Origin of the sequence: Bathymodiolus azoricus thioautotrophic gill symbiont (assembly GCF_001298715.1) — a bacterium.
In the GTDB taxonomy this organism is placed as follows: domain Bacteria; phylum Pseudomonadota; class Gammaproteobacteria; order PS1; family Pseudothioglobaceae; genus Thiodubiliella.
In genome coordinates this window covers 1-1,012 of record NZ_CDSC02000396.1, presented here as the reverse complement: position 1 = coordinate 1,012, position 1,012 = coordinate 1, and the positions used below count along the sequence as shown (strand labels likewise).

Below are 1,012 nucleotides of genomic sequence, written 5' to 3'. Positions count from 1 at the left end.
TTGAAGTTATTTTTCTACCGTGTTCGTCAACAGCCACATAATTACTTCTAACAACAACGGGAGCTTTGATATTTGATTGACTGAGCTTTTCAACCATTTTTCTGCCATATTGACTGTCGCTATTATCGGTAGGATTGTCTGAATCTATATTACAACCGACAATACTAATGCGCCGTATGTCAACATCACCTGTTAATGCTTGATTGAGTTCGGTAATATTGGCACTTAACTCAGTAGCACTTCTACCACCCAGCGTGTCGCCCCCCTCTTGTGTTTTTCTGCCATAACCTATCACAGACAATTTAACTCTGCCTGTTATTTTATCAAGTTCAGTGCCGTAAACCACTCGGTAAGTGCCGTCTTTTTGCATTTGTACGATGGTGGTCTGTGTTGGGTGCTTAAAGGTAAGCTTGAGAGCGCTGTCTTTGACATTGTCATCGGGTTCAGTTTGGATTAGGACTTGGTGGTCGTGGCTGGCTAATCGAGGCTTGGTTTTTTGTGCTTCTGCGGTGAGCTTGTCGATTTGTTCTTGGTTTAGGGTGTCCCAGTCTTGGAGTTTTTGGTCATTGTGGGGTTTGGTTTCGGCCAAGTGTACAATAGGGGTATGCACAGTCATACCTGAGTCTTGAGATGTTTTTGATAGCCATTTTACGGGTTTACCCTCTTGTGTTTTCGTCCATACTGCAATGTTAACTTTATATTTGTTAGATAACGCTGTAACCAGTTTTTGATAATGACTGAAATTTCCTGTAGTAGGCACGAAAATACTCACCTTCTCAATAGGCTGCTGAGTAACTTGAGATACAAGGTCTAAGTTTTCCAAAGTCTCCCTTGTCGTAGGAATCTGCTTTACATCCCCATGCAAAATTCTGACACGAATGTCAGCATCAAAATCATCACCTCCAAATACCAAGTGTTGTTGTTTTAGGGTTGAATTTCCGAATTCTGTCAATTGTATGACATTTTTTGGTATATAAGGCGATTTAATAAAAGATGTATCACCCCCCTTAAG

1 protein-coding gene is annotated in these 1,012 nt (G+C 41.0%); it reads right to left on the bottom strand.

The window, feature by feature from the left end:
* Window positions 1-952, bottom strand: a 952-nt coding sequence (locus BAZSYMA_RS07670; protein ID WP_143243156.1) for a C80 family cysteine peptidase, incomplete at its 3' end; no start/stop codon positions are given.
* Between the last annotated feature and the right edge of the window lie 60 nt (window positions 953-1,012).